A 25,062-nucleotide genomic window follows, 5' to 3' on the forward strand; every position below is an offset into this window, starting at 1 on the left:
GAGGTGGGCGCACGGTGACGGACTCCTTGGAGCGGGCCCGGCGGACACTCGGCTCGGCGGGCATCCCACCCGGCGACCTCGCCCACCTCCGCCCCCTCGGCGGCGGCACCTACAACACCGTCGAGGAACTCACCCTCACCGACGGCAGCCGCTACGTGCTGAAAACCGCGCCCACCGCCCCCGGCCTGGCCCACGAGCGCCAACTGCTCATCTCCGAGGCCGACTTCTACGGCGCCGCCGCCAAGGCCGGGATGGCGGCGCCGCGCGTCGTGGTCCTCGACGGCGACACCCTCCTGATGACCCTCTGCCCGGGCGAACCCTGGGGCGACCCCCTCACGGACACCGAAGTGGGCGCCCTGCGCACGGAGTTGGGCCGTCAACTCGCCCGGCTGCACGAGATCACCGGCCCCGGCTTCGGCTACCCCTCCGGCGCCCTCGGCCCGCTCGCCTCCGACTGGCGGACCGCGTTCACCACGATGTACGACGCCGTCCTCGACGACGCCCGCCGCTACGGGGCCTGGCTGCCGCTCCCCGCCGCCGACATCGCTCGCACGGCCCGGTCGGCGTACGCCGCCCTGGACGAGGTCACCGTCCCCTGCGCCGTCCACTTCGACCTGTGGTGGGGCAACATCCTGGTCGACCGCACGACCGGCACGCCCCGTATCGGCGGGCTCATCGACGGCGAGCGCATGTTCTGGGGCGACCCCCTCGCCGACTTCGTGTCCGTGGCGCTGCTGGGCGACATCAGGACGGACGACGCGTTCCTCGCGGGCTACCGGGAAGCCGGCGGGCGGGCCGAGTTCGACCGGTCGGCCCGCCTCCGTTACGCCCTCTACCGCAGCTACCTCTACCTGATCATGCTCGCCGAGGCGGTCCCCAGGGAGTTCGGCGCAGAAGAGAACCGCTGGCGGCGGGAGAAGGTCGGCCCCGAGCTGCTCGCTGCCCTGGGAGAGATCGACGGGACGGCCTCCACCACGTAGTGTGCATTCCGCAGCCCCTTAGTTCAGGGCGTGAATTAAGAGGGTTCGGAGGGATCCACATGGCGGGGCGGAACGGGCGCACGGTACGCGACCTCAGGCGGGCCAACCGCACGGCCGTACTGCAACGGCTCTACTTCGACGGGCCCCTGAGCCGCTTCGAACTCGGTCCGGCGACCGGACTGAGCTCCGGCTCGGTGAGCAACGTCGTCGCGGACCTCGTCGCCGACGGCCTGGTCGAGGAGGCCGGCAGTGTCGACTCCGACGGCGGTCGCCCTCGCACCCTGCTGCGAGTCGCCCCGCACAGCGGCCACATGATCGGCGTCGACGTCGGCGAGACCCGGGTCCGCGTCGAGCTGTTCGACCTGACCCTCACCGAACTCGCCCGCGCCGAACGCCCGTTGGAGCAGCAGCGGTACGAGGTCGAGGTCATCGTCGGCCACATCCGCGAGGGCATGGCCGAGGTCCTCGCCGCCGCCGACATCGTGCCCGAACAGCTCCTCGGCGTCGGCATAGGCGTGCCCGGCATCGTCGAACACACCCCGGACCACGGCGCGGTGGTACACGGCCAGACGATCGGCTGGGACGCGGTCCCCCTCGAAGAACTGCTCCGCTCCACCTCTCAACTCCCCGACTCCGTCCCGTACTTCATCGACAACGGCGCCAAGACCCTCGGCCAGGCCGAGATGTGGTTCGGTGGCGGTCGCGGTGCGCGCAACGCGATCGTCGTCCTCTTCGGCTCCGGCGTCGGAGCCTGCCTCGTCACCCCCGAGGTGGAGCACGGCCGGGCCGTCGAGTGGGGGCATCTGACCGTACGGGTCAGGGGGCGCCGCTGCCGTTGCGGAGCCCTCGGCTGCCTGGAGGCGTACGCGGGCGCCGAGTCCCTGCTCGAACGCTGGCGCGAGCAGGGCGGCCGTCCGCCCGAGGGCACGGACGAGGAGACGGCGATGACCGCGCTGCTGGCCGCCGCCTACCCGCCGGAGGGCACCGAGCCCGACCCCGTCGCGCTCGCCGTCCTGGAGGAGACCGCCGAGTACCTCGGCGCCGGCCTCTCCGACCTGATCAACCTCTTCCAGCCCGAGCGCATCCTCATCGGCGGCTGGGCCGGACTCCAGCTGGGCTCCCGCTTCCTGCCCGCCGTACGCCATCACGCCACCGCGTACGCGCTGCGCCACCCCGCCGGCCGCGTGACCATCGACCTAGGCCTCCTCGGCCCCGACGCGGTCACGGTCGGCGCCGCGATCCTCCCGCTCGCCGACTTCTTCGCCCGCGGCGGCCGCAGGGCCGAACCCGAACCCGAGGGCCCACCGCCCGCCTGGCGCACGGCACTTGAGGAACGCGCCCCGCACTGAGGCGACGGGCAGTTGGGGATGATCACCCCATGAGCGAGATCATCCTGATGTCCGACGCCCGGGTCGCCGCCATCCCTGTCGAGGAGTGCGGGGAACCCCTCGTCGACGTGAGCGACGTACTGCTGGTCGACGACCGCAAGAACGACAGCGGCGCTGAACTCCACCTGCGCCAGGGCGTGTTGGACCGGCTCCTGGAAGCGGAAGCCCTGCTGCCCGACGGCCTGCGCCTGCTGTTCGTCGAGGGCTACCGGCCGCCGGCCCTCCAACGCAGCTACTTCGAGGGCTACGGCGACGAACTGCGCGCCGCCAACCCGGACTGGTCCGCCGATCGCGTCCGGTCCGCCGCCAGCCGCTATGTGTCGCCGCCCGAGATCGCCCCGCACTCCGCCGGTGCGGCCGTCGACCTGACCCTCGCCGACGCCGACGGCCGCGAACTCGACATGGGCACCGCGATGAACGCCAACCCCGAGCAGAGCGACGGGGCTTGTTACACCGGCGCCGACAACATCACCGCCGAGGCCAGGACCCACCGCGCCGTGCTGGGCAAGGCGCTCGGCGAGGTTGGTCTGGTCAACTACCCGACGGAGTGGTGGCATTGGTCGTACGGGGACCGCTACTGGGCGCTGATGAGCGGTGCGCCCGCCGCCCTCTACGGACCGAAGGACCTCGACCCCTCGTGAGGCTGTACCTGGTTCTATCCGGCAAACGCGTTCACACCGGTTAGATCGGCGGACAGCTTCCAGAGGCGGGCCGCCTGCTCGGGGTCGGTCGCCCAGGACTTGACGCCGGTGCGCTCGCCGTCTGCGGGGGCGGGTTCGGCGATGTCGCAGTCTTCCAGGTAGACGCCGCCAAGGCCGTCCAGCTGGGGCGAGGTCGCGGCCCAGACCTGGGTGGCCGCGCCCTGCTCCGGGGTCTTGAAGGCGTCCGGATTCAGCAGGTTGCCGTCCTCGTCGATCCAGCCGCGCTCCACCATCTCCTGTGTGGCCAGATGGCGTTGGAGTGGTGTGAGGATGCCACCCGGGTGGAGCGCGAAGGCCCGTACGCCGTGGTCGGCGCCCAGCTTGTCGAGGTGGACGGCGAACAGGATGTTCGCGGTCTTCGCCTGCCCGTAGGCCTCCCACTTGTCGTATCCGTGGCTCCACTGGATGTCGTCCCAGCGGATCCCGGAGTTGTGGTGGGCGCCCGAGGACACCGAGACCACCCGCGCGCCGCCCGGTGCGATCGCCGGCCACAGCCGGTTGACGAGGGCGAAGTGGCCGAGGTGGTTGGTGGCGAACTGCGCCTCCCAGCCGGGCCCGACCCGGGTCTCCGGGCAGGCCATGATGCCGGCGCTGTCGATCACGAAGTCCACGGTGCGGCCGGAGGCGAGGAAACGGTCGGCGAAGCCGCGCACGCTCTCCAGGTCGCCGAGGTCCAACTCGTCCAGCTCGACACCGTCGAGGCCGGCCACGGCCTCGCGCGCGGTGTCGGGACGGCGGGCGGGGACGACGACCCGAGCCCCCGCCTTGGTGAGCGCACGGGTGGTCTCCAGGCCGATACCCGAATAGCCGCCGGTGACGACGGCGAGCTTTCCGGCGAGGTCGATGCCCTTCAGGACGTCGTCGGCGGTGCTCTTCGCACCGAATCCGGAACCGATCTTGTGCTGTGCAGTGGTCATACCGGAACGCTACGAATTGAAGTGCGCTCGAAGTCAAGGAGAAGCCCCGACCGTGACGGGGGAATCACGGCCGGGGCGGCCAAGTGGTGGGCACGGAAGGCGGTCGCCTCGCGGCGAAAGGCTCCACAGGGCTTCAGCCGAACGATCTTCCCTGTGGGCGGAGGTTGAGGCCCGGGGACACTGTTCCCTCCGCACCCACGATCTGTTCAACGGGGAACTACCTGCGAGTGTTCCTGTGCGGGCCGCCGTGAGCGGTGATGTGCATCACTTGCCATTGGTCCAGTCCAGTAGTGAGGTCGCAGGCCAGGTCGTCACCACCCGTTCGGCGGGCACCCCGCACTCCTCCGCCCGCGCACAGCCGTTGATCTGCCAGTCGAGCTGGCCGGGCGCGTGCGCGTCGGTGTCGATCGAGAACAGCACCCCGGCTTCGACGGCCTTCCGCAGCAGCCGCCTCGGCGGGTCCAGCCGCTCCGGACGGCTGTTGATCTCCACCGCCGTACCCGACTCGGCACACGCGGCGAACACCTCGTCCGCGTCGAACTCCGACTCCGGCCGCGCGGCACCCCCGTCCCGCCCGATCAGCAGCCGCCCGGTGCAGTGCCCGAGGATGTCCGCGTGCGGATTCCGTACGGCGGCCACCATGCGGCGGGTCATGGCGCGGGCGTCCATGCGCAGCTTCGAGTGCACGGAGACCACGACCACGTCGAGCCGATCGAGGAGCTCCGGTTCCTGGTCCAGGGAGCCGTCGTCGAGGATGTCGCACTCGATGCCGGTGAGCAGCCGGAAGGGCGCCCAGGTCTCGTTCAGCGCCGCCACGACGTCCAGCTGCTCGCGCAGCCGCTCCGGGGACAGGCCGCGGGCCACGGTCAGCCGGGGCGAGTGGTCGGTCAGCACCGCCCACTCGTGGCCGAGCCGGGCCGCCGTACGGCCCATCTCCTCGATCGGGCTGCCGCCGTCGGACCAGTCGGAGTGGAGGTGGCAGTCGCCGCGCAGCAGTGCCCGCAGCTTCTCGCCGCCGGGGCCGGACGGGGCGGGGGCCTCGGCCTCCAGTTGCTCCAGATAGGTGGGGACCTGCCCGTCCAGGGCCTCGCGTGCCACCTGCGCGGTCTTCGGGCCGACGCCCTTGAGGGACTCCAGCGTCCCGGCCGCCGCGCGCTCGGCGACCTCGCCTTCGGGGAGCGCCGCCAGGACCCTGGCCGCCGTACGGAAGGCGCGTACGCGATACGTCGGGGCCAGGGAGCGTTCCAGCAGGAAGGCGATCCGGTCCAGTGCCTGCACGGGATCCATCGAGCCTCCTCCCGCGAGCGGCTCCCGGCCGGGGACCGTGGACCACTCGCGTCCGCCTGATGCGTTCTAGGCTCTATTGCATGACCGAAATCGCCAGCCCGCACATCTCACACCCGCGGATCATGGTGCTCAAGGTGCAGCCCGGCACTCCGCCGTTCCGCATCGTGGAGATCGACGGGGAGATGGTCTGCGAGGCCAGAACCCTCACCGACGTCCTGGAGGTCGCGGCCGTGTGCGGCATCACGGTGCGTGACCTGGACGACCCGGACGTGGTCCGCTGGGTCGGCGGGGACAAACTCACCTGGATGCCGCACTAGGCCCTGAACAACAGGGATCTACGAGGTCAGCCGACCGTCCACTTCTGGTTGGCGGCGCCCGAGCAGGTCCAGATCTGGAGCGGGGTGCCGTTGGCGGAGTTGTTGCCGGTGACGTCCAGGCACTTGTTGGCCTGTGGGTTGACGATGTCGTTCGCCGAACTGACGGCCCACTGCTGGGCGGCGCTGCCGTTGCAGTCGTAGAGCTGGACCTTGGTGCCGTCCGCGGTGCCGCCGGCGTTCACGTCCAGGCACTTGCCGAGCGCGCGGATCGTGCCGTCGGAGCCCACGGTCCACTGCTGGGCGGTCGAGCCGTTGCAGTCGTAGAGCTGGACGGCGGTCCCGTTGGCGGAGCTCGCCCCGTTGACGTCGACGCACTTGCCGGCCAGGCCCTTGATCGCCACCCCGGTGGCCGTGTTGCTCGTGGTCACCGACACCGAGTCCACCACCAGTTGGGCCGGGAAGGCCGTGGCACTGTTCGGGTCGCCGGGCCAGTCGCCGCCGACGGCCAGGTTGAGGATCAGGAAGAACGGCTTGTTGAACGCCCAGGTGTTGCTGCCCACGTCGGCGGGTGTGCGCGTCTCGTAGACGACACCGTCGACCGACCACTTGATGGAGTTGGGCGCCCAGTCGACGGCGAAGGTGTGGAAGGCGTCCGCGAAGGCCGCGCCGTTCGCCAGCGTGTAGCCGGCGCCTATCCCGTTGGCGCCGGAGTAGCCGGGGCCGTGGATGGTGCCGTGGATCGTGGAGGGCTCGAAGCCGACGTTCTCCATGACGTCGATCTCACCCGAGTTGGGCCAGCCGACCGACCCGATGTCGGTGCCGAGCATCCAGAACGCCGGCCACATGCCCTGCCCGCGCGGGATCTTCATCCGGGCCTCGACATGCCCGTACTGCGCGCTGAACTTCCCGGAGGTGTTCATCCGGGCCGACGTGTACTGACAAGTGCCGTACCAGCACTGGTAGTTGGCCGGGTTCTCCTTCTTGGCCGTGATCACCAGATGGCCCTGGCCGTCCAGGGCCGCGTTGTTGGTGCCGGACGTGTAGTACTCGCGCTCGTGGTTGTTGACGTTGTCGCCCGTCTCCAGCGTCCAGTTCGAGGAGTTGACGGCACTGCCGGCGGCCCCGTCGAAGGTGTCGGAGAACGTGGTGGCGTCGGCCTGGGCGGCCGACGAGGAGTCCGCCTGCGCCGGACCGATCGCGGCGGACGCGACCAGTGCGGCGGACAGGGCGGCGAAAAGACATCTGCGGAGTACGCGTGGGGAGGCCACGGCATTCCCTTCTGTACGGCGGACGTGGGGACCGACACGCCGACTGAGGTGGGGGGTGAAAGCGTCGCCTCTTGATTTAAGGAGTGAGATAAGGAGAGCGTCAATACCTTGGTACGGACCAGTAGTTGAAAGTTACGGGCCAGTAGTTGATCGTTACGAAGTGGCCTTCGGCGCTTTGGACGCCTTCGCTGCCTTTGATGTCCTTGCTGCCTTCGCGGCGGGCTTCGCAACGGGCTTCCGCGCGTGCACCGCCCGGCCGAGCCGGCGCCCCAGCAGGACCCAACCGATCAGCGCGCCCGAGGTGTTGAGGATGACGTCGTCGATGTCGAAGGCCCGCCCGGTGATCAACGCGCCCTGCGCGAACTCGACCAGGAGCATGACGGTCGCGGTCAGCAGCAGCACCTTCAGGATGCCGCGCGCCCGTGGCGCGAATACGGGCACCAGCACCCCGAACGGGATGCCGAGCACCACGTTCCCGCCGATCTGCTTGATGGCGTCCCGCATGGCCGGCTGGTCGAGATAGGCCTTCAGGGAGCGGCCCGGGTGCAGATTGGTGTGCACGAGCGCCTTGGACGCGGGGGACGGTTCCAGGGTGAGCCTGGCCAGTACGACGGCGAAGGCCACCATCAGCAGGAAGCCGATCAGCATCGCGAACAGGCGGACGGGGAGGGACAGTTGATGGCGTCCGCGTTCGGGGCGGGTCGGCTTCGACTCGGCCTCCGTCTTCTTGGCGGTGCGCAGGCGCGAGACGGAACGGGCCATGCGGTGGGCCTCCAGTTTTCCAGGGTTCGGCAGCGACCGGTCAGGCGCTGTACGAGATGTTCACGGTCTTGAAGCCGAGCGAGCCGAGGAGACCCTTGAGCATGTTGGTGGTGTTGGTCTCGGCACGCGTGGTCAGGCCGCTGGTCTTCGCCGCCTCCGCGATGTGCTTGGAGGCGAGCTTCTGCACGGCCTGCTCGTTGTTGGGGTTGTCGGAGAAGATGTCGCCCAGGCGGTCCAACAGGCCGCGCTGCTTGGAGACCGTGTAGGAGTGGTCCGGGTCCAGCGCCGGCCTGCCGAGCGTCGCGTGCGGCAGCTTGATGCTTGCCGACGTGCGGTCGCTGTTGACCGTCACGTCCTGCTTGCCGAGCTTGCCGAGGTCGACATAGCCCTCCACGGTGCCCGCGCCGACGTACAGCGTGCGGGTGCCGCGGATCGCCTGGGGCAGGAATTTGGAGTCCTTCTCCAGGTCCACGACGACCTGGAAGTTGCCGGAGGCCGCGTCGTAACGGCTCATGTCCTGAATGGACTTGAGCAGGGCGGGCCCCGAACGGTCATGGGTCTCGGTGCCGAAGATGTCCCGCAGCCCCGGGAGCACGGCGAGCCGGAGCCCGGCGAACAGCACGGCGATCACAACGACGACGGCGGTGAGCACCTTCGCCCAGCCCGGCATGCGCCGGGGTATACGGCTGATGGAAGTCGTCATGGGGACGGCCCTCCCTTCCTCGGTATGCGCATGCCCCCCAAATGCCTTGTCAGACAGACCTGTTGGTCGATCGGTCCATCTGACGGGGGCACGGAGGGCGCGCAGGGGTGAAAAGTCACTGTTCCGGCCCGCCAGGAGTCCTGGATGACCGCAGACAGCATTTCCCGGACGCTCCGCCCGATGCGTCCCGTGACCTTTCCGGAGCACGGTCCGCTCCGTGTCGTGACACTGGCCACGGATGCCCCGAACACCCTTCAGCGCGACCGCAGTTCGCGGTCACCGGACGGGCGCGACCACCACATCCCCTCCCCGTGCGTGAGCCCCGGCAGAGCCGTTTCCACGTCCCGCACCCGACGCGCGGGCAGCTCGCCGGTGATCAGCCAGGTGCCGATGCCGCCGGTCGTCCCCGCGAACTCGGCACGACAGGAGGCGAGATGCGCGGTCACCGGTGCGAGCGCGTCCAGCGGGACCTCCGTCTCGAACGCGACGTACGGCTCGTACAGCCGCGTCCGCGCCAGCCGCAGCGCCCGGCGCAGCACGATCGGGGTGAGGCCGCGGAAGTCGGCGGCCGTGCTGATCGGGGCCGCGTACCCGGAGCGGGTGAGGGTGACCCGGTAGTCCGTCACGGGTGCGTCGTGCAGCCCGCTCAGCAGGGTCGCGTGGACCGTGTCCTCGGTGGCCTGGTGGAACGCGCGGGGGAGCGCGCCGAGTTCGGTCTCGTACGCGAAGATCCCACCGGAGCCGCGCTCTCCCGGCTCGACGCGCAGCCCGATCGTGGCCCAGTAGCGGACGCGGTCGTGCCAGGGAAACTCGTCCCAGGCCTCGCCGGTTCCGGCCGGGCGCTCCAGGAACCGCACCCGGCTCGGCTCGAAGTCGGCCTCAATTCCGAAGTCCTGCACCAGAGTTGCCGCGAGAACCTCCTTCTGGACCTCGCCGTACAGGAGCAGCACGGTCGCCCCGGACGCGGCAGGCCGCGCGTGCAGCAAAGGGTCCTGGTCGGCCAGCGTGAGCAGGGCTGAGCGCAGCCCCGCCGCCTGCTCGGGCCGCCGCGCCCGTACGACCGTCTCCAGCGTCGGCGGCGCGAACTGCGGTGCCCGCTCGGTGAGTTCACCGAGCCGGTCGCCGACCCGGATGTCCTTCGGGCCGGTCAGCGCACCGATGTTCCCGGCGGTGAGCGGGCCGGGGTGGCCGATCACGTCGAGACGCGTGACGCGTCCGGAGACCTCGACGGTTCGGCCGTCCGCCTCGCGGCGGCGGAACGTGAGGCGCTGGTGCGGGGCCACCTCACCGTCGTAGAGCCGCAGATACGCCGTCCGTTCGCGGCCCGGGCCGGGGCGTACGGCGAAGACCGTGCCCCTCGGGGTGCCGGGCGGGCCGGTGGGTGCGGGTGGGATCAGTCGGACCAGGTGCTCGACGAGTTCGGTGACGCCCTGGCCGCCGAGGGCCGAGCCGAAGAGGAGCGGGTGGAGGGAGCCGTCGGCGGTGCGGGTGGCCAGGGCCTTGCGCAGGTCGTCCGGCGTGGGGTGGGGACCGTCCACGACGGCCGCGAGGATGTCGGGGTCGACCTCGGCGAGTGCCTCGGCCAGCCGCGGGTCGCCGGGTGGGCGGGGCAGGACGCGAGCTCCACGCGTGCCGAGGCCCGTCACGTCCGTGAGCGGTACGACGTGCGGGGTCAGCCTGCGCCGGATGTCCGCGACCAGGTCCTCGTCGCAAGCGCCCGCTCGGTCGATCTTGTTGACGAAGACGAGCGTGGGGAGCCGTAGCCGCCGCAGCGTCCGCATCAGGACCCTGGTCTGCGCCTGGACGCCCTCCACTGCGGAGAGCAGCAGGACCGCGCCGTCGAGCACCTCCAGGGCGCGCTCGACCTCCGCGATGAAGTCCGAGTGGCCCGGAGTGTCGATCAGGTTGACCTGGGTGTCACCGGATGTGAACGCGGCGACGGCCGAGCGGATGGTGATCCCGCGCTGCCGCTCGATCGCGCCGTCGTCCGTACGGGTGTCACCGGCGTCGACGCTGCCGAGCCGGTCGATCGCGCCGTGGTCGAACAGCAGCCGCTCTGTGAGGCTGGTCTTACCGGCGTCGACGTGGGCCAGAATTCCGATGTTCAGGGTGTGCATGCGTGGTCGAGTCCTCAAGAACCGTCGTCCAGTGGGAAGGGCGGTGGATTCCGAGGAGTCGGCGCATGCGAGGGTTCCTGACGTGAGAGGGCACGGACGCGGCCATCATGGCGTGCCGCGCTGGGCGGCCCGCAACAGGTTTTCCTGGTCAGTAGCATGAACCACGGCCGGGAATGATCATGCGAGGAGCAGCAGATCGTGCGAGACATCGCCGTGTTCAGCGGGAATGCCCACCCCGAGTTGGCGAAGGAGGTCTGCGCACATCTCGGAGTACCGCTCAGCCCCACCCGCGTCAGCCGGTTCGCCAACGACTGCCTGGAGGTACAGCTCCAGGCCAACTGCCGGGAACGGGACGTCTTTCTGATCCAGCCGCTGGTCAAACCGGTTCAAGAGAACCTGGTGGAGCTGCTGTTGATGTGCGACGCGGCGCGCGGTGCCTCCGCCGGGCGGATCACCGTCGTCATGCCGCACTACTCCTACGCCCGCTCCGACAAGAAGGACGCCCCGCGCATCTCGCTGGGCGGACGGCTGGTCGCCGACCTGATGGTGGCGGCGGGCGCGAGCCGCGTCCTGGCCATGACCCTGCACTCGCCCCAGGTGCACGGCTTCTTCTCGGTGCCGGTCGACCATCTGCACGCCCTGCGCGAACTCGCCGCGCACTTCCGGCAGTACGACCTCTCGCGCACCACCGTCGTGTCCCCGGACCTCGGCAACGCCAAGGAGGCCGCCGCGTTCGCCCGGCTGATCGGCGCCCAGGTGGCCGCCGGCGCCAAGCAGCGGTACGCCGACGACCGGGTCGTCATCAGCTCCGTCATCGGTGACATCGCCGACCGGGACGTCATCGTCCTGGACGACGAGATCGCCAAGGGCAGCACCGTGCTCGAACTCCTGGACCGGCTGCGGGACTTGGGGCCGCGCTCGATCCGAGTGGCCTGCACCCACGGCCTGTTCGCGGCGGGCGCGCTCAAGCGGATCGGCGAGCAGCCCGACGTACTGGAGATCGTCTGCACCAACACGGTGCCGGTGCCCGAGGAGGAGCGCACCGAGAAGCTGCGCATCCTGTCCATCGCCCCGGCGCTCGCCGAGGCCGTACGCCGCATTCACAACGGCGAGTCCGTCAGCGCCCTGTTCGACGCGCCGCCGAACGAATAGACATGAGGGGACGGAGCAACGCTCGGCAGCACCGAGGTGATCAGGAGGACTCGCCGTGGCGAAGGCGAAGTTCGAGCGGACCAAACCCCATGTGAACGTCGGCACCATCGGTCACATCGACCACGGCAAGACCACCCTCACAGCGGCCATCACGAAGGTGCTGCACGACCGGTTCCCCGACCTCAACCCCTTCACGCCGTTCGACCAGATCGACAAGGCGCCCGAGGAACGGCAGCGCGGCATCACGATCTCGATCGCCCATGTCGAGTACCAGACCGAACACCGGCACTACGCGCACGTCGACTGCCCCGGGCACGCCGACTACATCAAGAACATGATCACCGGCGCCGCCCAGATGGACGGCGCGATCCTGGTCGTCGCGGCCACCGACGGACCCATGCCGCAGACCAAGGAACACGTGCTGCTGGCCCGGCAGGTCGGGGTGCCGTACATCGTCGTCGCCCTGAACAAGACGGACATGGTCGACGACGAGGAGATCCTGGAACTGGTCGAGCTGGAGGTGCGGGAACTGCTCACCGAGTACGAGTTCCCCGGCGACGACCTCCCGGTGGTCAAGGTGTCCGCGCTCCGGGCCCTCGAAGGGGACCCCGCGTGGACCTCCTCGGTGCTCGAACTCCTCGCCGCCGTCGACGAGTTCGTGCCCGAGCCGGTACGGGACGTGGACCGGCCGTTCCTGCTGCCGATCGAGGACGTCTTCACCATCACCGGCCGCGGCACGGTCGTCACCGGCCGGATCGAGCGCGGGGTGCTGAAGGTCAACAACGAGGTGGAGATCATCGGCATCCACGAGCAGAAGACCAGGACGACCGTCACCGGCATCGAGATGTTCCGCAAGCTCCTCGACGAGGGCCGGGCCGGTGAGAACGTCGGACTGCTGCTGCGGGGCGTGAAGCGGGAGGACGTGGAGCGCGGGCAGGTGGTCATCAAGCCCGGATCGGTCACACCGCACGTGGAGTTCGAGGCCCGCGCGTACATCCTGTCCAAGGACGAGGGCGGCCGGCACACGCCCTTCTTCCACAACTACCGCCCGCAGTTCTACTTCCGCACGACGGACGTGACCGGCGTGGTGACCCTGCCGAAGGGCACCGAGATGGTCATGCCGGGCGACAACACGACCATGCACGTCGCGCTGATCCAACCCATCGCGATGGAGGAGGGGTTGAAGTTCGCGATCCGCGAGGGCGGGCGGACGGTCGGGGCCGGTCAGGTCACCAAGATCCTCAAGTAGCCCTGCCCGCACGGGAGATCATGGAAGAGCACGGCAGAGTTCGCGGCTCATAACGTGCCGGACGTGGCCTCGGGCTGCCCCAGGGCCGCGTCCAGCGTCGGCTGCGCCGGCAGCAGCCGGTTGAGCCCGGTGACCCGCAGGATGCGCAGGGTCAGCGGGTGCGTGCAGACGAGGTGCAGCCGGCCGTCCCGGTCCAGCACCCGCTGCCGTGCCCGGTACAGCAGGCGCAGGCCCGAGCAGTCGAAGAACTCGACCTGCCGGAGGTCGATCACGATCCGCGACCGGGGCCGCCCTGTCACCCGGTCCAGATACGGGAGGATCTCCATCGCCGCGGCGATGTCGATCTCCCCGCGGAACTCCAGGACCGTGAACCCACGGTCGCGGTGGATCCTCAGATGCCGGGTGAGCGGCGCGGGTTCCTGCTGCACGACCACATCGCCTCCAACCGGCCCTCGGTGAAGCGGGGTTGAGCGCAAAACCGTTCCCCGCCCTGCAAGTTACCCTCGATGGAGTGAATTTGAGCATGTTCGATTGACATATGTCTTCGAATCGAGCGAGAGCTTTCTGAGATGTTCGGCGCAATCACGCCCCGGCGCACGCCCCGGCCTACGACAGCGCGTGCCAGGCCTTGGAAAGTGCCTGACGGAACTGCTCGCTCTGGTGGGCTGTGAGCTCGCGCACCATTCGCTCCTCCAGCTCCCGCACCGGCTCGGCGCAGCCGGCCAGCAGCTCGCGCCCCTCCTCGGTCAGCAGGATCAGCAGCTCGCGCCGGTTACGCGGATTGCGCTCCCGGCGGATCAGTCCGCGGCCCTCCAGGGAGCGCACGAGATCGGCGATGGACTGCGCGGTGACGAAGGAGTCGCGGGCCAGCTGCGCCGCGGACAGACCGTCGTGTCGCTCCAGGACCGTGAGCGCGGTGTACTGGAGTGCGGTGATCCCGTACGGCCTGACCAGCTCGTCCAGGCGTGAGCGGACGACCAGCTCCACCTGCTTGACCATGTACAGCAGGGACGGGGGTGCCTTCGTCGCGTGGGTGCCGATCAGGGATTCAGCCATGGATTCACCCTAGAGCATTGACAGGAAACCTGTCTGTAACGAGACTGCGGACCAGACGAGCAACCAACAGGAATCCTGTTGGTTGAAATCTTGGCAACGATGCTGAGGAGTGGCGATGACCGCCTTCGAGATCGAACCCGGCCGCCTGTTCGTCGGGGGGCAGTGGCGCGAGGCCGCGGACGGAGCGCGCACCGAGGTGGTCGACCCGTCCCGGGGCCGGGTCGTCACGACGGTCGCGGAGGCAGGCCCCGCCGATGTGGACGCGGCCGTCCGCGCCGCCCGCGAGGCATTCGACAGTGGTCGCTGGTCCGGGCTGAGCGGGCGCGAGCGCGGCCGGATCCTGCACCGCGTCGCCGAGCTGATCCGCGAGAACGCCGACGAACTGGCCCAGTTGGAGAGCCTCGACGTAGGCAAGCCCATCACTTTGTGCCACGCCGTCGACGTGACCAACGCGGCCAACGACTACGAGCACTACGCCGCCCTCGCCTTCTCCCTCGACGGCTCGACCCGCGACACCCCCCTCAACGCGCTCGCCTACACGAAGCGCGAGCCGCTCGGCGTGGTCGCCGCGATCACCCCCTTCAACTTCCCCCTGATCCTGGCCGGTTCGAAACTCGCCCCCGCCCTCGCGGCCGGCAACACCGTGGTCCACAAGCCCGCCGACGAGACCCCGCTCAGCGCCCTCCACATGGCCGGGCTGCTCCAGCGGGCCGGAGTCCCGGACGGTGTCGTCAACGTCGTCACCGGTGCCGGACCCGTCGCAGGCGAGGCTCTGCTGCGGCACACCGGCGTCGACAAGATCGCCTTCACCGGCTCCACCGCCGTCGGCCGGCACGCCGCGAGCGTCGCCGGCGAGAACCTCAAGCCCGTGACCATGGAACTCGGTGGCAACGCGGCCCACATCGTCTTCGAGGACGCCGACCTGGAGAAGGCCGTCGGCGCGGTCATCAAGGGATTCGTCTTCAACACCGGCCAGTTCTGCATGGGCGGCCCCCGCCTGCTGGTCGCCCGCTCGGTGTACAGCACCCTGCTCGGCATCCTCGCCGACGCCGTCCCCGGCGTACCGCTCGGCGACCCCCGGCTCCCCGAGACCGTCGTGGGCCCGATGGCGGGGGAGAGGCACCTGCGAAAGGTCGAGGAGTACGTCGACCTAGCCCGCAAGGAGGGCGCCCGCATCGTCTGCGGCGGCGAACGCCTCGACCTGGACGGCGGCTACTACTACAAGCCGACCGTCATCGCCGACCTCGCCAACGACTCGCGGGTGATCCAGGAGGAGATCTTCGGCCCGGTCCTCACCGTGCAGCCCTTCGACACCGAGGACGAGGCCGTCGACCTCGCCAACTCCACGCCCTACGGCCTGGCTTCGGGCATCCAGACCGGCAACCTCGGCCGCGCCCACCGCATCGCCGACCGGCTCCAGGCGGGCATCGTCTGGATCAACGACTGGGCGATGCTCGACCCCAACGTCCCCTTCGGCGGCGTCAAGGACTCCGGCTTCGGCCGCGAGTACGGCCCCGAGGGCCTCGCCGCCTACACCCGGACCAAGTCCGTCGTCGTCTCGCTCGACTGACCATGCCCATCAACTCGAATGACCACGCCCCTCGGCTCAACTGACCACGCCCACCAAGGAGTTCGTACGATGTCCACCACCACGCGCGCGGCCGTCGTCGAGTCGGGCGGCGCACCCTTCACCCTCACCGAGGTCGAGCTGGCCGAGCCCGGCCCGCACGAGGCACTCGTCCGGGTCGTCGCAACAGGCCTGTGCCACACCGACCTCGGAGTGGCGAGCGGCGGACTGCCCTTCCCGCTGCCCGGAGTCCTCGGTCACGAGGGCGCCGGTGTCGTCGAGGAGGTCGGCTCGGCCGTCACCGGTGTCGCACCCGGCGACCATGTCGTCCTGTCCTTCACGTCCTGCGGCGACTGCCGCAACTGCCAGGGCGGGCACCCCGCCTACTGCGCGACCTGGCTGCCGCTGAACCTCATCGGCGGTCGCCGTGCCGACGGCAGCAGCACCATCAGCCGGGGCGGGGAGCCGCTCGGCGGGCACTTCTTCGGCCAGTCCTCGTTCGCCGAAAGGGCGTTGGTCGACGAACGCAGCCTGGTCAAGGTCGACCCGGACGTGCCGCTGGAGTCGATCGCCCCGTTGGGCTGCGGAGTGCAGACCGGTGTCGGCGCCGTCTGGAACGTACTCAAGCCCCGGCTCGGTGACACGGTCGTGGTGCTCGGTGCCGGAGCGGTGGGCCTGTCGGCGGTGATGGCGGCCGCGCTCACCCCGGCCACCCGGATCATCGCCGTCGACCGGGTCGCCGAACGGCTCTCCCTGGCAAAGGAGTTGGGCGCCACCCATACCGTAAACGCGACCGAGGCCGACCTCGGCGAGACCCTCGCGGCGCTGACCGACGGGCAGGGCGCCGACGGCATCGTCGAGACCACCGGCAGTGTCGCGGTCCTCCGTCAGGGCGCCGACGCGCTGGCCGCCCGGGGCACACTCGTCGTCGTGGGGGCGCCGCCGTTCGGCAGTGAAGTCGCCCTGGACGTCAACGGGTTGATCCCGGGGAAGCGGATCGTGGGCCTCACCCTCGGCGACAGCGAGACGCAGAGCTTCATCCCCGCGCTCGTGGAACTGGTCAAGGCGGGGCGGCTTCCGCTGCACCGCCTGATCAGTACCTATCCGTTCGCGGACATCGACCAGGCGGTGCGGGACATGAGCGCGGGCAAGGCGATCAAGCCCGTGCTCACCTTCTGACCTACTCGGTTACTCAGTCGACCGTCAGCACCAGCTTGCCCGCGGTGCGGCCGGTGGCGCCGAGCGCGTGTGCCTCGGCGGCACCGGCCAGCGGGAACGTCCCGGCGATCGTCGCGCGCAGCTTGCCCGCCTCGACGAGCTCCGCGATGGCCTCCATGTCGGCGCGGTCGGCGTCGACGAGCATCCGGACCGCCCGTACGCCCAGCCGCTCGGCCTCCTCGTAGAAGTCCGGCTTGCCCATCGGCACGATGGAGACCACGACCCCGCCCGGACGCAGCACCCGCAGCGACTTGAGCGCGGTCTCGCCGCCGAGCATGTCCAGGACGACGTCCACGTCCTTCACGGCCTCGGTGAAGTCGGTCTCCCGGTAGTCGATCGCCTCGTCTACGCCGAGCTCGCGCAGGAAGTCGTGCTTGGCCGCGCTCGCCGTGCCGATCACGTACGCGCCCCGCGCCTTCGCGATCTGGACGGCCACATGCCCGACCCCGCCGGCCGCCGCGTGGATCAACACCCGCTGCCCGGGCTGGACTTCGGCGTTCTCCACCAGCGCCTGCCACGCGGTCAGCGAGACCAGGGGCAGTGCGCCCGCCTGGACGTGGTCGATCCCCGCCGGCTTGTGGACGAAGCCGCGGGCCGGGGCGGCGACGTACTCGGCGTGCGAGCCGTGGCCCCACGGGTAGGACAGCATCCCGAAGACCTCGTCGCCGGGTGCGAAACGGGCGACACCGACGCCGACGGCCTCGACGACGCCGGAGACGTCCCAGCCGAGGGTGAACGGCGGCTCGCCGAGGAAGCCGCCGGTGGCGCGGTGCTTCCAGTCGGTGGGGTTGAGTCCGGCGGCGTGGACCCGGACCAGGATCTCGTTGGCGCGCGGCGCGGGGCGCTCGACCTCGACTACTTCGAGGACCTCGGGACCGCCGAGGACGTGCTGGGTGAGGACGCGCATGGTGTTCACAGTGCTCATGGTCAGTCAGCCTGCCCGGTCCCGCACGACAAGGAAATGGCACGATGGCCAACCTTCGATAGAATCGTGCCATGCAGCATGTGGAACGGGTCGTGGTCCTGGCGCTCGACGGCGTCTACCCCTTCGAGCTGGGCATCCCCAGCCGTATCTTCGGCGCCGCCGACGGTCGCTACGAGGTGCTGACCTGCACGGTCGACGGCCGTCCGGTGCAGACCAACGCCGACTTCTCGGTCGCGGTGGAGCACGGTCCCGAGATCCTCGAAACGGCGGACACGGTCGTGGTCGCCTCCATGGCGACCCCGCGTATCCCCACCGGGCTGCCCACCGAGATCGGCGACGCCCTCGCCCGGATCCGCCCGGACGCACGGATCGTCTCGATCTGCACGGCCGCCTTCGTGCTCGCCGCCGCCGGTCTCCTCGACGGCCGCCGAGCCACCACCCACTGGCAGGTCGTCGACCGCTTCCGGGCCCTGTACCCGCAGGTCGACCTCGACCCGGACGTGCTCTTCGTCCACGACGGCCGGATCCTCACCTCCGCCGGCGCGGCCTCCGGAGTCGACATCTGCCTGCACATCGTGCGCACGGACCACGGCAGCGAACTCGCCAACAAGGTCGCCCGCAGCTGCGTCGTCCCGCCGTTCCGCGACGGCGGCCAGGCCCAGTACATTCCGCAGCCGGTGCCGGACTGCGGGGTCACCAGTACGGCCGCCACCCGTGACTGGGCCCTGACCCGCCTCGACGAGCCCCTCGCCCTGACCGACCTGGCCCGGCACGCCGGGATGAGCCTGCGCACCTTCGCCCGCCGCTTCAACGACGAGGTGGGCCTCAGCCCCGGCCGCTGGCTGATCCAGCAGCGGGTCGCCCGCGCCCGGGACCTCCTGGAGGCCAGCGACCTGTCGGTCGACCAGATCGCCGGCCGCGTCGGCTTCGCGACGGGCGCGTCCCTGCGGCAGCACCTGCACGCGGCGATCGGGGTCTCCCCGCAGACGTACCGGCGTACGTTCCAGGAAACCCGCTGAACCCCAACGTTTCGGCCCGCCCGTGCGTCGTAGGAACACGACGCGAGGGGGTAGGGCATGCGCAGAGGACTCGCAGGGGTCGCCGTACTGGTGGCCGTGGCGGCGGCGGGGTGCGGCACCGAGGACGGGAAGGACGCCGTGGTCGCGGGCACACCGCCGGCCACGCCCTACGCCGGACCGCTGTACGTACCGGCCACCGCCTCCGACGAGTCGGGTGCCGCAGGCCGGGCGCTGGAGTGCGACGGGACGATGTACTCGGGCGGCGGCGCCGACGCATGGAGCAAGGGCGACGGCGGCAAGACCCCCGAGGGCGGACTGCGGGCGTACTTCGACATGGAGCAGCCGGATGTGCCGCGCACGGGCTACCGCGTCGAGCGCAGGGCGGACGGTCGCGTCCTGTTCTCCTACGATGTCGGCGGCCGTACGAAGGTCGCCGTCGTCGTCGCCAAGGACCGTAAGAACAGGCCGGGTTGGGGCCCGGAGACCAGCGCCTCCTGCGACCCGGCCGAACTCCCGGCGAGCTTCACCAAGGCGCACGGATACGAGATCTGGACCGACAAGCACGGGAAGCGGGTGCCGACCACGGTGCTGAGCAGCTCGGTCGGTGCCGCGCACTGCGACTGGCAGAAGGCGCACTTCCTGCAGACCGGCGAAGGTGAGAAGGGCAGGCTGTACGCCCGCGACCCGGACCAGGTGCTCCCGCCCGAGCTGCTCACCGCCCCCTACGACGGTGACGTCCGGATGCCCGCGACCGCTCGCGACACCGGATACCGGTACCAGGACTGGCAGTTGTGGCTCACGGCCGACGCGTCGAAGGCCTACGTCCGCACGCCGAACGGCGTGGAGGCGTGGCCGTCGGTGAAGCACGGCCAGGCCTGTCAGTGAGCCGCCGTCACCGGCTCATGTGCAGCGCGACCAGCAACTGCCATACCTGGTCGGCGATTTCCTCCGCCGTGCCCTCCAACAGCCCGTGCAGCCAGTCGGCGAGAACACCGCCGAAGGCCCCGGCGACGGCCGAGGCGACCAGCGGGGCGTCCGCCGCGCCCGCGAGTTCGCGCTCGCGGAGGCTGTAGGCGCGCAGGTCCCGGTGCAGGACCCGGCCGAGCGGACCGCCACCGCCCGGGCTCAACAGGGCGCGGTACAGGGCCGCGTGGGGGAGCAGGCCCGCGAAGAACTCCGGCAGCGCGGGCGGCGCGTGCACCGGGTCGGGCCGGCCGCGCCACGCGTGCAGTGCCTCCACCGCGTCCCGTACGACGTCCGCGCAGGCGTCGACCGCAAGCGCTTCCAGGCCGTCGTAGTGGACGTAGAACGTGGCCCGGCCGACCCCGGCCCGGCGTGCCAGGGCGGCGACGCCGACCTCCTCCAGAGGGCGTTCGGTGCACTCGTCGAGGAGCGCCTGGCGCAGCCGTGCCCGGGTGCGGGCGGCCCGCCGGTCCTCGGGCTCGGCGCGGCTCACCGGGCGATCAGGACGGCGGCCAGGGCCACCGCGCCGGGCAGTGCCTGCGCGAACAGGATGCGCCGGTTCGCCGTCACCGTGCCGTAGACGCCCGCGATCACGACACAGCTCAGGAAGAACACCTGGGCGCGGAAGCCGGTCGGGTCGGCGGCGATCAGGCCCCAGATCAGACCTGCGGCGAGGAAGCCGTTGTAGAGGCCCTGGTTGGCGGCCAACGGTGCGGTGGCTCTTGCCATCTCGGGGTCGAAGCCGTGCAGGCCGCGCCCGGGCTTCTTCTCCCACAGGAACATCTCCAGCACCAGGATGTACAGATGCAGCGCGGCCACCAGCCCCACCAGCACGTTCGCGAGCGTTTCCATGATCGTCGGACTCCTCATCGTCTTGGACAGGTGTCTACTATAACTGGACACATGTCCATGTTCAGACTTTCCGGAGAGTGACGGAACCCTCACTTCCGCACCGCCTTGAGGTTGATCTTTTACGGTTCAAACCCGATAAGCTCCCGTGCGGCGCAGCGAGTTGAAGTGATCGTGACCGGTCGGCTCGTGGTGCGTCCTCCTGAGTGCGGTCTGTCCTCGCACACCCCCCATGTTCGTTCGTGTCGCTTCGAAGGATGCAGATGGAACTCGCCACTCCGCCACCGGCGGCGCGGGCACCTGTCGCCTGGTACAGCTGGTGGCTGATGCCGCTGGCCTTAGGAGGTGGGACCGTTGCCGCCACGTTCATGAGCTCGGAGCGAATAACCGCGACCGTCGCCGGAGCGGCGGCCACGGCGGCCAGCGCCGTGTGTGTACGACTGCTGGTGCGCAGCCAGGGACAACTGCGCCGCGCCGAAAGCGGTTTCCGCACCTCGCAGGCCGAGCACTCCCAGCAGTGGCAGCAGCATGTGGCGGGCCTGGAGCGGAAGTTCAACGCCGAGCGCGTCACGCTGGAGGCGCAGCTGACCGAGCACTCCGGTGCGTACGAGGTACAACTCGCCGACCGGTCCGGCGCGTACGAGGCACAACTCGCCGAGCAGGCACGGGCGTACGAGGAGCGGCTGACCGACCAGGCCGAGTCCTACGAGGCACAGCTCGCCGACCAGGCCGAGGTGTGGCAGGAGCAGCTCGCCCACCAGATCAGCGCGGTGGCGCGGCTCGCCGACGAGCAACTCCCGGAGGCACTGCAGCAGTTGCGCGCCGGTGACGCCCTCGACGACCTGCTGCCGGTCGCCAACCAGTGCGCGAAGGTCAGTGCCGAGCTCCAGGCCGAACTGCGCAAGGTGCTGCGGATCTCGCTCATCGGTGTCGAGGCGGAGTTCAACCGCTCCACCGCAGCCGAGCAGGCCGTCATCAGCATCGGCAACCGCATCCACGTGCTGACCAGCAAGCTCCGCGGCCGACTGCACGAACTCCAGGGCGAGCACGGGCGGTTGCCCGCCGTCGCCAGCGGTCTGATGGAGCTGGACCAGGAGATCGGCCCCGCCGACTGTCTCGCCGCGAGCGTCGGTGTGCTCGGCGGCTCGGACCGGCCCGGCAGGCAGTGGCAGGAACCGCAGCGACTGCTCAGCGTGGTGCGCGGCGGCATCGGCCGGATCAAGGACTTCCACCGCGTCGACGTACGCCAACTGCCTGAACTCGGCGTCGACGGCGGTCTGGTGGACCACCTCACGCTGATCTTCGCCCACCTCCTGGACAACGCGGCCCGCTACTCGCCGCCCACCGAGCCGGTGATCGTCTCCGGCAAGGAGGTGCCCAACGGCGTCGGCATCGAGATCCAGGACTCCGGCAAGGGCCTGAGCGAGGAGTCCAAGCGCGAGGCCGAACACGCCCTCACCGGCACCGGTGCGGGCCCCGGACTCGGCGGTGTCTCGGAGGACGCCAGCATCGGCCTCCGTGTCGTCGGCACCCTCGCCCGCCGCTACGGCATCCGCGTCACCTTCGCGGACTCGCCCTGGCTCGGCACCTCGGTCGTCGTCGTGGTCCCGCACAAGTACTTCACCCGGCTGCCCGCGGCGGCCGTCACCGGCACTCCCTCGTTCCAGGCCGCCGCGACGGCCGCGACCGTGGCGGCGAGCCGCGGCACCGCCGGCGCGGAGACCCCGGCCGAGACCGTCGAAGCCGAGGACACCACGCCCGGCGGGCTGCCCAGGCGCCGTAGCAAGCGTGGCGAGACGGCGCGGTCCCAACCGGCCGGGCGGACCGGGGAGATGGCCGTCTCCGCCGTACCGCCCGACGCCTCCTTCGCCGGCCTGGCCGCCTTCGCGACCGCCGGACGGGAGACCCCGGGGGAGGAACCGGCGTCCGCAGGCCGCGAGTTCACCGAGCACAGCACTGAAGAGAGCGACGAGTCCACATGACGCAAAAGGGAACCGACGTGAGCTGGGCGCTCCGCGATCTGGTGGAGAGCATCCCGGAGATCCGCTTCGCCCTCGTGGCCTCCAGCGACGGCAAGGCGATCACCTCCTTCGGCGCGGAGGACCCCGACGACGTGGACCGCTTCGCGGCCGTGGTGGCCGGCCTGCAGGCACTGGCCCAGCCGGTCGCCGAGCAGTTCCCCAAGTACGCGGGGCAGTTGCGGCTGGCGATGATCGAGGTCGACGGCGGCCATCTCTTCGTCGTCCGCGCGGGTGTGGAGACGTATCTCGGCGTGCTGGCCCGGGAGGGCCTCGACCAGGGCCTCCTCGGACACCAGATGCGGGACCTGGCCCGCAGGATGGGTGAACTCCTCGGCACCAGCGCGCGCCTGGAGGAGCACTCTGGATGAGTGCTCCCCGCCGGCCAGTTGACCCCTCCGGTCTGGAGCGTTACTACGTCCTCACCGGAGGGCGCAGCGGACCGGGCGGTTCGGCGTCGAGCCTCGACGTGGCGACCCTCATCGTCTCCCGTGCCGCGCCCGTGCCGGGCATGCAGCACGAACACGAGGAGATCCTCCGACGCTGCCGCGAACCGCTGTCGGTGGCCGAACTCGGCGCCCACCTCGGACTGCCCTTCAACATTCTCGCGGTGCTGCTGACGGATCTGCTGGAGGCAGACCGCGTCGAAGCCCGTGACCCCATCCCGGCGCACGACGCCGGTCGCGGGCCCGACCTCGCGCTCCTTGAGGAGGTACTCAGTGGACTTGAAAGGCTTTGACCGGCCCGGCTCTCCGGCCGGTGACGGTACCCGTTCGGTGAAGGTGATGATCGCCGGCGGTTTCGGCACCGGGAAGACCACGATGGTCCGCTCGGTCAGCGACATCAAGCCGCTCACCACCGAGGAGACCCTCACCGAGGCGACCGCAGGCGTCGACCACCTCATCGGGGTGACCGACAAGACGGAGACCACCGTCAGCCTCGACTTCGGCAAGATCGGCCTCAACGACGAGCTGGTCCTCTACCTGTTCGGGACCCCGGGCCAGGAGCGGTTCTGGTTCCTGTGGAACGGCCTGTTCAAGGGCGCGCTCGGCGCGGTGGTCCTCGTCGACACCCGCCGCCTCGCCTCCAGTTTCCGGGCGATCGAGGAGATGGAACGGCAGGACGTGCCGTTCGTCATCGCGCTCAACGTCTTCCCCGACTCCCCGGAGCACCCGGTCGACGAGATACGGGACGCCCTCGACATCTCCCCGAACATCCCCGTCGTGGCCTGCGACGCCCGCGACCGCTCCTCCAGCCGTGACGTACTGGTCGCGCTGATACGGCACTTGAAGGAACGCTCGGCCGTCGTCGCACTGGAGCCCCGATGAACGACCAGACCTTAAACGACCCCGACGCTCCGAGGGGCTGCCCCGTCGCCCACGGGCCGGGTGACGACCTCACGCGACTGTACGGGCCCGACGCGGCGACCGACCCGCGCGGCATCTACGAGCGGCTGCGCGAGCAACACGGCTCCGTGGCACCGGTGTTGCTCGAAGGCGACGTCCCCGCCTGGCTTGTCCTCGGCTACCGCGACAACCGCCGCGTGCTGGACAGCCCCCGCCAGTTCAGCCGCGACGCGCGGATCTGGCGGGACTGGCGGGAGGGCCGGGTCGCGGACACCTCACCGATCATGCCGATGGTCGGCTGGCGCCCGGACTGCGTCTCGCAGGACGGGGAACCGCACCGTCGGCTGCGCGGCGCGGTGACCGACGGGCTGCTCGCCGCGTCCGGGCGTGGTGTCCGGCGGCACGCAACTTACTTCGCCAACAAGCAGATTGACGCGTTCGCGGGCGCCGGTCGGGCCGATCTGGTGGCGGACTATGCCGAGTATCTGCCGATGCTCGTGCTGACCCGCATCCTGGGGCTTCCCGCGGCGGACGGGAACCGGCTCGTGGAATCCAGTGCGCAGGTCCTCAAGGGCGGTGAGGACGCCCTGATGCACAACGACCGCATCATCGCGATCCTCGGTGAACTCGCCGAGCGCAAACGGGCGGAGCCGGGTTCCGACTTCACCACCGCGCTCATCCAGCACCCGGCGGCACTGGATGCGGAAGAGGTCGTCATGCATCTGCGGCTGGTGCTGATCGCCGCGCACACGACCACCAGCAACTTGTTGGCGCGGGTGTTGCAGCGGATCCTCACGGACGCGTCTCGGCTTTCGGGGCTGGTCAGTGGGCAGTTGACTGTCTCGGCTGTCGTTGAGGAAGTCATGTGGGACACCCCGCCGCTTGCCGTTCTGCCGGGGCGGTTCGCTACGGCGGATCTCGAACTCGGGGGGCATCGGATCGAGGAGGGGGACCTGCTCGTGCTGGGGCTCACCGCGGGCAATGTCGACCCGGAGGTTCGGCCTGACGCGGGGGTGTCCGTGCAGGGCAACCAGTCGCATCTGGCGTTCAGTTCGGGGCCGCACGAGTGTCCGGGGCAGAGTATCGGGCAGGCGATTCTTGAGGTCGGGGTGGATGTGTTGCTGCATCGGCTGCCGGGGTTGCGGCTGGGTGTGGCGGTTGAGGAGCTGACTTCTACGGCGTCTACGTGGGAGTCGCGATTGGACAGGCTGCCGGTCGAGTTCGCGGTATGAGTCGGTAGTTCTTCGACTGCGGGCGCGT

General features: G+C 70.2%; 26 protein-coding genes. 15 read left to right on the forward strand and 11 right to left on the reverse strand.

Annotation, left to right across the window (positions count from 1 at the left end; genetic code table 11):
- Positions 1 to 14: 14 nt before the first annotated feature.
- From AB0I69_RS02710 to AB0I69_RS02720, 3 genes are read left to right on the forward strand one after another with little or no spacing between them, the layout of a single operon-like run.
- Complete coding sequence (locus AB0I69_RS02710; protein WP_363093675.1) at positions 15 to 980, forward strand: aminoglycoside phosphotransferase family protein; 966 nt, start codon at positions 15 to 17, stop codon at positions 978 to 980.
- 59 nt (positions 981 to 1,039) lie between these two features.
- Positions 1,040 to 2,329 (forward strand): ROK family transcriptional regulator, encoded by a 1,290-nt coding sequence (locus AB0I69_RS02715; RefSeq protein WP_363093676.1) that lies wholly within the window; start codon positions 1,040 to 1,042, stop codon positions 2,327 to 2,329.
- Positions 2,330 to 2,358: 29 nt separating this feature from the next.
- Positions 2,359 to 3,009 (forward strand): M15 family metallopeptidase, encoded by a 651-nt coding sequence (locus tag AB0I69_RS02720; RefSeq protein WP_363093677.1) that lies wholly within the window; start codon positions 2,359 to 2,361, stop codon positions 3,007 to 3,009.
- 14 nt (positions 3,010 to 3,023) lie between these two features.
- Here the strand turns inward: AB0I69_RS02720 and AB0I69_RS02725 are convergent, their stop codons facing one another.
- Both AB0I69_RS02725 and AB0I69_RS02730 read right to left on the reverse strand, forming a co-directional pair.
- Positions 3,024 to 3,986 (reverse strand): SDR family NAD(P)-dependent oxidoreductase, encoded by a 963-nt coding sequence (locus AB0I69_RS02725; RefSeq protein WP_363093678.1) that lies wholly within the window; start codon positions 3,984 to 3,986, stop codon positions 3,024 to 3,026.
- Between the two features lie 264 nt (positions 3,987 to 4,250).
- Entirely contained in the window at positions 4,251 to 5,273 is a 1,023-nt protein-coding gene (locus AB0I69_RS02730) for a PHP domain-containing protein (protein ID WP_363093679.1), read from the reverse strand.
- A gap of 80 nt (positions 5,274 to 5,353) precedes the next feature.
- Between AB0I69_RS02730 and AB0I69_RS02735 the strand changes: the two genes are divergently transcribed.
- Complete coding sequence (locus AB0I69_RS02735; RefSeq protein ID WP_363093680.1) at positions 5,354 to 5,590, forward strand: hypothetical protein; 237 nt, start codon at positions 5,354 to 5,356, stop codon at positions 5,588 to 5,590.
- Positions 5,591 to 5,616: 26 nt separating this feature from the next.
- On the opposite strand, the gene AB0I69_RS02740 is transcribed toward AB0I69_RS02735, so the two are convergent.
- The 4 genes from AB0I69_RS02740 to otr(A) form a co-directional block, all read right to left on the reverse strand.
- Positions 5,617 to 6,858: a family 16 glycosylhydrolase gene (locus tag AB0I69_RS02740; protein WP_363093681.1), complete on the reverse strand. Its 1,242-nt coding sequence runs from the start codon at positions 6,856 to 6,858 to the stop codon at positions 5,617 to 5,619.
- A gap of 153 nt (positions 6,859 to 7,011) precedes the next feature.
- Positions 7,012 to 7,620 (reverse strand): VanZ family protein, encoded by a 609-nt coding sequence (locus tag AB0I69_RS02745; protein WP_363093682.1) that lies wholly within the window; start codon positions 7,618 to 7,620, stop codon positions 7,012 to 7,014.
- A gap of 40 nt (positions 7,621 to 7,660) precedes the next feature.
- Positions 7,661 to 8,323, reverse strand: coding sequence for a DUF4230 domain-containing protein (locus AB0I69_RS02750; RefSeq protein WP_363093683.1), 663 nt, complete (start codon positions 8,321 to 8,323; stop codon positions 7,661 to 7,663).
- Positions 8,324 to 8,577: 254 nt separating this feature from the next.
- On the reverse strand, positions 8,578 to 10,440 hold the full coding sequence (gene otr(A), locus AB0I69_RS02755; RefSeq protein ID WP_363093684.1) for a tetracycline resistance ribosomal protection protein Otr(A): 1,863 nt from the start codon (positions 10,438 to 10,440) through the stop codon (positions 8,578 to 8,580).
- Between the two features lie 198 nt (positions 10,441 to 10,638).
- Between otr(A) and AB0I69_RS02760 the strand changes: the two genes are divergently transcribed.
- Complete coding sequence (locus tag AB0I69_RS02760; RefSeq protein ID WP_363093685.1) at positions 10,639 to 11,592, forward strand: ribose-phosphate diphosphokinase; 954 nt, start codon at positions 10,639 to 10,641, stop codon at positions 11,590 to 11,592.
- A gap of 55 nt (positions 11,593 to 11,647) precedes the next feature.
- Positions 11,648 to 12,841 carry an elongation factor Tu gene (tuf, locus tag AB0I69_RS02765; protein WP_363093686.1) on the forward strand — a complete coding sequence of 398 codons (1,194 nt, stop codon included), beginning with the start codon at positions 11,648 to 11,650 and terminating at the stop codon, positions 12,839 to 12,841.
- Positions 12,842 to 12,888: 47 nt separating this feature from the next.
- Here tuf and AB0I69_RS02770 read toward each other — a convergent pair whose 3' ends face one another.
- Both AB0I69_RS02770 and AB0I69_RS02775 read right to left on the reverse strand, forming a co-directional pair.
- Positions 12,889 to 13,269, reverse strand: a complete 381-nt coding sequence (locus AB0I69_RS02770; protein ID WP_363093687.1) for an anti-sigma factor antagonist — start codon at positions 13,267 to 13,269, stop codon at positions 12,889 to 12,891.
- Between the two features lie 178 nt (positions 13,270 to 13,447).
- On the reverse strand, positions 13,448 to 13,885 hold the full coding sequence (locus AB0I69_RS02775; RefSeq protein ID WP_363094157.1) for a MarR family transcriptional regulator: 438 nt from the start codon (positions 13,883 to 13,885) through the stop codon (positions 13,448 to 13,450).
- Between the two features lie 127 nt (positions 13,886 to 14,012).
- Here AB0I69_RS02775 and AB0I69_RS02780 point away from each other — a divergent pair, with 127 nt between their 5' ends.
- Both AB0I69_RS02780 and AB0I69_RS02785 read left to right on the forward strand, forming a co-directional pair.
- Entirely contained in the window at positions 14,013 to 15,467 is a 1,455-nt protein-coding gene (locus AB0I69_RS02780) for an aldehyde dehydrogenase family protein (RefSeq protein WP_363093688.1), read from the forward strand.
- A gap of 69 nt (positions 15,468 to 15,536) precedes the next feature.
- Positions 15,537 to 16,643, forward strand: coding sequence for an NAD(P)-dependent alcohol dehydrogenase (locus tag AB0I69_RS02785; RefSeq protein ID WP_363093689.1), 1,107 nt, complete (start codon positions 15,537 to 15,539; stop codon positions 16,641 to 16,643).
- A 13-nt stretch (positions 16,644 to 16,656) separates the two neighbouring features.
- Here AB0I69_RS02785 and AB0I69_RS02790 read toward each other — a convergent pair whose 3' ends face one another.
- Entirely contained in the window at positions 16,657 to 17,607 is a 951-nt protein-coding gene (locus AB0I69_RS02790) for an NADP-dependent oxidoreductase (RefSeq protein ID WP_363093690.1), read from the reverse strand.
- A 71-nt stretch (positions 17,608 to 17,678) separates the two neighbouring features.
- Between AB0I69_RS02790 and AB0I69_RS02795 the strand changes: the two genes are divergently transcribed.
- The gene (locus AB0I69_RS02795) at positions 17,679 to 18,626 is read left to right on the forward strand and encodes a helix-turn-helix domain-containing protein (protein WP_363093691.1); all 948 of its coding nucleotides are present in this window, start codon (positions 17,679 to 17,681) and stop codon (positions 18,624 to 18,626) included.
- Between the two features lie 57 nt (positions 18,627 to 18,683).
- Positions 18,684 to 19,511: a hypothetical protein gene (locus AB0I69_RS02800; protein WP_363093692.1), complete on the forward strand. Its 828-nt coding sequence runs from the start codon at positions 18,684 to 18,686 to the stop codon at positions 19,509 to 19,511.
- A gap of 7 nt (positions 19,512 to 19,518) precedes the next feature.
- Here AB0I69_RS02800 and AB0I69_RS02805 read toward each other — a convergent pair whose 3' ends face one another.
- Both AB0I69_RS02805 and AB0I69_RS02810 read right to left on the reverse strand, forming a co-directional pair.
- Complete coding sequence (locus AB0I69_RS02805; protein ID WP_363093693.1) at positions 19,519 to 20,082, reverse strand: TetR/AcrR family transcriptional regulator; 564 nt, start codon at positions 20,080 to 20,082, stop codon at positions 19,519 to 19,521.
- A complete protein-coding gene (locus AB0I69_RS02810) occupies positions 20,079 to 20,441 on the reverse strand; it encodes a DUF1304 domain-containing protein (protein ID WP_266865717.1) in 363 nt (120 codons plus the stop codon). The genes AB0I69_RS02805 and AB0I69_RS02810 overlap by 4 nt, the downstream gene beginning before the upstream one ends.
- 260 nt (positions 20,442 to 20,701) lie before the next feature.
- Here AB0I69_RS02810 and AB0I69_RS02815 point away from each other — a divergent pair, with 260 nt between their 5' ends.
- From AB0I69_RS02815 to AB0I69_RS02835, 5 genes are read left to right on the forward strand one after another with little or no spacing between them, the layout of a single operon-like run.
- A complete protein-coding gene (locus AB0I69_RS02815) occupies positions 20,702 to 22,420 on the forward strand; it encodes an ATP-binding protein (RefSeq protein ID WP_363093694.1) in 1,719 nt (572 codons plus the stop codon).
- On the forward strand, positions 22,417 to 22,827 hold the full coding sequence (locus AB0I69_RS02820) for a roadblock/LC7 domain-containing protein (protein ID WP_363093695.1): 411 nt from the start codon (positions 22,417 to 22,419) through the stop codon (positions 22,825 to 22,827). The genes AB0I69_RS02815 and AB0I69_RS02820 overlap by 4 nt, the downstream gene beginning before the upstream one ends.
- Positions 22,824 to 23,195, forward strand: a complete 372-nt coding sequence (locus AB0I69_RS02825) for a DUF742 domain-containing protein (protein ID WP_363093696.1) — start codon at positions 22,824 to 22,826, stop codon at positions 23,193 to 23,195. Before AB0I69_RS02820 ends, AB0I69_RS02825 begins: the two co-directional genes overlap by 4 nt.
- Positions 23,176 to 23,784, forward strand: a complete 609-nt coding sequence (locus AB0I69_RS02830; RefSeq protein WP_363093697.1) for an ATP/GTP-binding protein — start codon at positions 23,176 to 23,178, stop codon at positions 23,782 to 23,784. Before AB0I69_RS02825 ends, AB0I69_RS02830 begins: the two co-directional genes overlap by 20 nt.
- Entirely contained in the window at positions 23,781 to 25,034 is a 1,254-nt protein-coding gene (locus AB0I69_RS02835) for a cytochrome P450 (RefSeq protein WP_363093698.1), read from the forward strand. The genes AB0I69_RS02830 and AB0I69_RS02835 overlap by 4 nt, the downstream gene beginning before the upstream one ends.
- The last annotated feature ends 28 nt before the right edge of the window (positions 25,035 to 25,062 follow it).

This window comes from Streptomyces sp. NPDC050508 (assembly GCF_040655155.1).
Lineage (GTDB): Bacteria > Actinomycetota > Actinomycetes > Streptomycetales > Streptomycetaceae > Streptomyces.